The organism is Methylobacterium sp. B1, from assembly GCF_000333255.1.
In the GTDB taxonomy this organism is placed as follows: domain Bacteria; phylum Pseudomonadota; class Alphaproteobacteria; order Rhizobiales; family Beijerinckiaceae; genus Methylobacterium; species Methylobacterium fujisawaense.
Map to the genome: position 1 here is coordinate 1 of NZ_BACT01000599.1, position 6,552 is coordinate 6,552.

Below are 6,552 nucleotides of genomic sequence, written 5' to 3' on the forward strand. Positions count from 1 at the left end.
GCGAAGAATGAAACCTGCACGACGGATAAGATTCTGCAGGCGATGTACTGGGCCCTGTCGAAAGGCGCGCATGTCATCAACATGTCGCTCGGTGTCGATTTTGTCGGGTACCGTCAGTATTTGGTTGAAACGAAGGGCTTCCCGGACCCGAAAGCGACCAGCATCGCTCTCGCCGGGTATCGTTTGAACGTTCGATTGTTCGACCGTCTCTCGATGCTGCTCTCCGTCGATGATCGCGGTTTCGCCGGCAGTTTCGTGGTTGCGGCAGCCGGCAACGAGAGTCTTCGTCCCGACTACGTGATCACGACCGCCCCTCCGGCGGCGGGCGAAAGATTCTTCTCCGTCGCCGCCGTAGACCCGTCACTCTCCGTGGCCCCGTTCTCAAACGACGATGTCGACATCGCGGCGCCGGGCGTCGGGATCCTGTCCGCGGCAAGCGGCGGCGGGCTGCGCTACGACAGCGGAACCAGCATGGCCGCTCCCCACGTGGCGGGAGTGGCGGCGCTCTTCGCCGACAAGATGATCAGCGAGAACGCCTTCAGCGCAAACGCCCTCGAGGCCCAGATCCGGAAGACCGCGAAACCCCTTATCGGAACGAAGCGCGATATTGGGACCGGTCTCGTGCAATGGGTCCAGCCATCGTGAGGTCGGCGCTCGGCGCGGTCGACGGCATCGCCCGGATCCAGACGGGCGATGGCCACCACAGTGGCATGGGCATCCTCGTGACGCCGCGTCTGGTCGTCACCTGCAGCCATGTCGTGAATGGGGCCATCGACGGTCGGGCCCTCACCGACGCGTCGCAGCCCGACCCGGAAGCGCGCATCGTCGTGTCATTTCCTTTCGCCGCGGATCAGCGGCGGATGGCAACCGTTCACGCCTGGGGCGCACCGGGTCTCGGCAATCCCGACAGCGCCCTGCTGGAACTTATCGAGGACGCGCCTGCCGAGGCCGGGATCGCGGTGCTCGCTGAATTGACCGACCCTACCCGGCTCGACGGGGTGCTCACTGTCTTCGGCATGACCGAACGGCAGATGCTCGGCGGCCACGTCGAGGCGGCGCTGACGGGGCCGGTCGCCGGAGGCTGGTGGCAGATCATCGGCATGCGCGACATCGGCGTCTATGCCGTTAAGGGCTTCAGTGGCGCGGCGGTCTGGAGCAGATCCGAACGCGCCGTTGTCGCGATGCTGGTCGCCGTCGCCTCCCTACCGGATGGACAGACCGCTTTCGATGGCGCCGCGCTCACGGTCGAACGGCGCACGGCATATGCCCAACCCGTCGCCGCCATCCGGGCGGCGATCCCAGCGGTACCGGCCGAGCAGCGCCTGGTGTCGGCGGCGAGCCAGCGCCTTTACGCGATCTCCGCCATCATCCTTTTCGCATTCATGCTTGCCCACCTGCTCGCGTTGCATTCCGGCCGGATGCTCGCCCTTCTTCCGTATGCCGGTGGGAGCCGCATCATCACAGCGGTCGTCGCGGTTACGGGGGGAGCATGTCTGGCTTGGCTTCCGCTGCGCCTCATGCGCGATCACGCCCGCTCGTTCAGGTTCCGTCCGTGGGAGCAACGCCTGCCCGCACTCTTCGTGCGCCTGCCGTCCGAGTCGCTGTTCAACACCCGCATCGGCGCGGCCGCGACGCTCCTGTTCCTGCTGGGCCTGCCGCTGTGGGCATTGGGCGACGCGCTCCGAGAATTCCATACGGGCGGCTATACTGTCCTCGTCGCTGCCGAACGCTTCGCCCAGCTTGGCGCCTGCTCAGGACATTGCCCGCGTCCTGGCGCGGACCTCTTTCACGTCGTCAGCGTGCCGAGCGTCGGTCGAATCGGTGACCAGTATTTCAACGACGCGTATCGAATCGCAGCCAACGGTGACGGTTCCGACCGGGCCGTGACCTTCTATCCGATCCTTCAGCCGATCCTCGTCCTCGCCCTCTCAGCTTTCGCAACGTTCCTGGGTTGCTCCACGCTGTTTGAACTCTTCCTGCGCCGACGCTGATCGGCCCGCACCGCCAAGGAGTCGTCCCATGCCCGAAGTCGATGAACCGCCCGTCGACCCGATGGACGTGCCGCCGGATGACCTGCTGCGTGCCCTTCCCCTATCCGAGATCGCACCCGACGACGAGGCCTTGCCGACCCCGCCTTCCGCGGATGCCGAAGGCGGACCCGGGGCCGGCGCGCGGTCCGTCGCCGCGACGTTCACGATCAAGCCAGGCAACGAGCCCCAGGCACCGGGGACGAAGTTTTCCGCCACCGATTCCCGCTCGGGTCAGGCATTCTACGTCGGTCGCATCGCGGTGTATGGATCCCGGCGCGGGCTGTCGCGGCGCTCGGACGCGATCATCTACGACCGGCAGAAGGCAGCCGAACGATTCGGTGAGTGGGCCCATTTCATTTGGCCGTCGGCACTGGCCGAGAGCGGCGGGCAGGAAATCGTCATAAATGCCTGGGACCGCGCCCAATTCACCTGGGGCTTCTATCAACTCGCCGCCCACACCCCCGACGACAACCTCATCCTCCTGATGCGGGAACTCGTGAAGCTCAACTCCGCGCCCACGTTCTTCCCCGACCTCGGATTGGACGATGACGGTCGGCTGACGCAGCGGACGGCGACCGGCGCCATCTCGCTGGAGACGACCGAGACCGTCCCGGTCGGTAGGGGTACGGAGAAGCAGCTCGTCGCCTTCATGCGGTACCTCAATCCCTCTTCGACCCGTTTCGATGAGCAGGAGGCAGTGACCGCGGCGAAATTCATCGCCTGGGCATCCGAGGACCCGGAGATGCTGGCGACGACGACCCAGGTATCGATCGCCATCATGAAGAGGAAGGTCAAGCGATGGGCGACCACGCTCGGCCTGATGGGCCGGCGGCCTGAACTCGCGATCTGGGTGTCTGACATCGTCCATCAGGGCCGCGGCACGAAGGCGCTGATGCAGGCCGCGCTGGGCCAGGACACTTTCCAGGAACAGCTCGACGCCCTCGGCGCGATCGACACCACTGGAGAATTTGGGAGTCGGCGCGACACCGTCCGCGAGGCGGTCGGCAAGCTCATCGCGGAACGGCGCTTCGAGAAGGTCAAGTTCGGCGCGCCGCCCCTGGGACTATGAGTGCGGCGCGGTCCATCGGCGCGCCGCCCCTCGGTTCGGTCGATGGGAAGACAGGCGGGGGAAGCAGCCCCTCGCTCCGACCGACCGACAACACCTGAGTGGATCTCGATGCTCGCCCGTGGCGGATCGCTCGCCCTGACCCTGCTGCTTTGCGCACTCGCGTTCGACGCGCCGGCCGCGCGGGCGGCGGGCAGGACCCTGGTCAATTTTGTGTCAGGCAAGGAGATGAGTTTCCCGCTGGAGCCCGACGCGCTCGCGGTCAAAGCCGTGCGGTTTCCGTTCCTCGCCGCCAACGGCACAGATCCAGGGGCCCTCGAAGCCCAGGTGATCGTGACAAGCCGCGACGGCAACACGTCCAACCTGCCCGTCTTCACGGCCAGCATCCTTGCGCCCTCGGGGCTTGAGCGGCTCCACTCCCTGCAAATCACGGCAGCTGACGGCAACAAGGTGCTGCCGGCTGGTCGCTACGACATCACCGTGCTCCTCTGGCTCAACAGCGTGCCACAGGCAGACCCGGCGGGCGGGAACGCGCCGTGCGCCGATTGCCAGAGTGAGACGTTCAAGCTGACGCGCGACGCCGCGGAGATCGCCTTGGACGATCCGAGGCTTGTCGTATCGTTCCCGTCCCCCGTCGGACCTGCTTCCGCGACGTTACGCGAGACCGGTGGCAGGAGCGGCGGCCAGCTGAGTCTCCAGTCCGTCACGGCGCAACTCGCCGGCACAGGGCCGACCATCCCGATCAACGCCGCGCTCGCAGGCGCGACGCTGGCGCAGAGCGGTATCCAGACACTGCGGCTACCAGGTGCGGCCGACCTTCCCATAGGCACGTGGACGGCGACGGTCCGGATACGCTCCGATCAAGCCGCGACCCCTGAGTTGACCAAGACCATCACCATCGTGAGCAAGGTAGCCGGATGGGTGCTCATCACCGCCATCGCACTTGGAATCCTCGTCGGCTACCTAGTGCGCGGCGAGCTCGCGCTCCGGATCCGGCGCGCCGAGGCGAACGCGGAGGCCGCGGACCTCGCGGCACAGGTGCGGCTACTTGCCGGGTCGATCCGCGACGAAAAGCTTCGCGCGACCTGTCGCACGGAACTCGAAAACCTGGAGGCGGCGATCGGGCACGAGACTGATCCGGACCGAGTCAAGAAGCTGACGGAGTCCGCCGCCGCCGCGATCGCGGCAGGCGAGGCAGGCTACAAGGCGCGCGAACAGGAAGAACGCCAGAAGCTGACGGCCCGCCTCGGGGCCATCCGCGACCTGACCACGCGGGTCCCCGGGGTCGGCGGGAGCCTCGCGACCATCTCGGACGCGCTGACGCGACGTCTCGCGCTCGTCGATCAGACGCTCGTCAGCAACTCGGAGGGGGAGGAAAAGGCTTATGCAAGCGCCATCGCAAAAGGTGGGAAGGACATCATCACCTGGGTGTCCGAAACCAAGCGGAGCCTGTCCGATCTCCAGAATGCGTGGCCCCGGCCTCCGGCAGTGGGTGAGACGCTCAAATCCGTTGCAGACCTAGCCAACGAGTTGAGCCTCAAGGACCCTTCGGACCCGGGGGAGTGGCTCGAAGTCGTCGTTCAGGCATCGCGCCTCGCAGACCGCATGACGGCGACACTGAAGAACCACTGGCTTCCAGCCATCCAGAACGAAATCCGGAGCATCGCTGAAAGCCCGATCGACCCAGTCACTGGAAAGGCTCTCCGGGCGGCCGAAGACAAACTCGTCGATATGGTTAGCGCCACGCGCGAAAGTGCGGCTGTCGGTCCCGAGCTACGCCAAGCCACCATCGAGGCCCGTAAGGCGGCCGAAGTCGCCGAGGCAACAGAGCAGGCCGGCGCCCATCCGGCCGCAGCGGCCACCGATGCGATCACCCAGTCGTCAGTTCCGCCGGGGCTGCCGCTGCCCCTGGCCTGGGAGATCGCCGGGCCGGACACCGTCACGGTCGGCGAGACAGGCCGCTGGCAGCTTGTCCAGACCCGAGCCGCGACGGGGGATCCATGCGTCACTTGGCGCGTCGACGGTCGGATCGTCGCGCACGGAGCGCTCACCTTGCTCCGGACCTTCGCAAAGTCCGGGATCGCCACGATCTCCGCGGAGATCGTGAACAGCGGCGAAGCGCCCGTGACGCTGTCCGTCGACGTGACCCTACGACCTAGCGTCGCCGGCATGTCGGCCGCGGTCTGGCGCGCGCGCGGCGAGGGTCTTCAACATCTACAGACCGCCATCCTCGGGGTCCTCATCACGTTCTCCGGTTACTTCGTGCTCGAGAGCGACTTCGCGAGCTGGAAGGACGCCTTCGCCGGGTTCATGTGGGGCTTCAGCGCCGATGTCACCCTGCAGACGCTGATGGCCATCAAAGTCGGGGCACGGCCCGCCCCTGCGTCCTCCCGTGGACAGTGAGGCTATGATGCGAATGTCCCGACAGAATCCTCGTGCGGTCTCCGGAGCGGTCTCAGGCACCAGGAACGCCGCCCCGGCCACGCTCCGTCTGGCGATCGCCCTGATGGTGGTCGCCACATCGGTGTCGGCGAAAGATGCGTCTACGGCGGAGTTGCCGCCCGTGGCGCCTAAAGGATCCGTCTGGAGCAGCGGCGCCGGGTTCGACTTCGAGACCGAGCGAAACAAGACGCGGCGATCCGTGAGCGGGATCGCCTGTCCGAGGGACGCCGACGCGTCCGGCCAACGCACATGCCTTTTCGCCTTCGACGAAGGCGTCGAGGCACGGTTCGCCGTCGTAGTGTCCGTCGTCAGATGATTTGAGACGACTTGAGGCGCTCAGGAACGGAGGCTCTGGTCCTTCTGGGTTGAGAGGTTAGGCAGCCTGCGCGTGGTGGCGCAAGCGGCGATCGATGAGGGTCTGGCGCTTGATCCGCGCCCGCTCCTGCAGGATGGCCTCGCCGCGGCCGAAGTAGACGTCGGCGGGAGTGAGGTTGTCCAGGCTCTCGTGAGCCCGAGCGTGGTTGTAATGCTCGACGAAGGCGGCAACCCGCGCCTCCAGTTCGCCGGGCAGGTAGGCGTGTTCGAGCAGGATGCGGTTCTTGAGCGTCTGGTGCCAGCGCTCGATCTTGCCCTGCGTTTGAGGATGGCGGGGCGCGCCGCGGATATGGGTCATGCCCCGGCTGCCGAGCCAGTCGGCCAGATCACCCGCGACGTAGCTCGGCCCGTTGTCGGAGAGCAGCCGCGGCCGATGCGCCACCTGCACATGATCGAGCCCGGCCGCCGCCAGCGCGAGGTCGAGCGTGGCGGTGACGTCGCCGACCTGCATCGTCGCGCACAGCTTCCACGCCACGATGTAGCGCGAGAAGTCATCAAGCACCGTCGAGAGGTAGTACCAGCCCCAGCCAACCACCTTCAGGTAGGTGAAGTCCGTCTGCCAAAGCTGGTTTGGCGCGGTGGTCTTGTCGCGGAACTCGTTGGCGGCTTTGATCACGATGTAGGCCGGGCTGGTGGATC

5 protein-coding genes are annotated in these 6,552 nt (G+C 66.5%); 4 read left to right on the forward strand and 1 reads right to left on the reverse strand.

All coding sequences use genetic code 11. The features are described 5' to 3' along the window. From I53_RS17585 to I53_RS17600, 4 genes are all read left to right on the forward strand, one after another. Positions 1 to 645: S8 family serine peptidase (locus I53_RS17585; RefSeq protein WP_043352983.1), on the forward strand; the 645-nt coding region annotated here is incomplete at its 5' end. Further along, complete coding sequence (locus I53_RS17590; protein ID WP_043352984.1) at positions 627 to 1,991, forward strand: trypsin-like peptidase domain-containing protein; 1,365 nt, start codon at positions 627 to 629, stop codon at positions 1,989 to 1,991. The genes I53_RS17585 and I53_RS17590, both read left to right, overlap by 19 nt. Before the next feature lie 28 nt (positions 1,992 to 2,019). After that, positions 2,020 to 3,099, forward strand: coding sequence for a hypothetical protein (locus I53_RS30495; protein ID WP_051044864.1), 1,080 nt, complete (start codon positions 2,020 to 2,022; stop codon positions 3,097 to 3,099). Positions 3,100 to 3,207: 108 nt separating this feature from the next. After that, positions 3,208 to 5,499, forward strand: coding sequence for a hypothetical protein (locus I53_RS17600; RefSeq protein ID WP_043352986.1), 2,292 nt, complete (start codon positions 3,208 to 3,210; stop codon positions 5,497 to 5,499). A gap of 412 nt (positions 5,500 to 5,911) precedes the next feature. On the opposite strand, the gene I53_RS17610 is transcribed toward I53_RS17600, so the two are convergent. Next, a partial coding sequence (locus tag I53_RS17610) for a DDE-type integrase/transposase/recombinase (RefSeq protein WP_043352989.1) occupies positions 5,912 to 6,552 on the reverse strand: 641 nt, incomplete at its 5' end.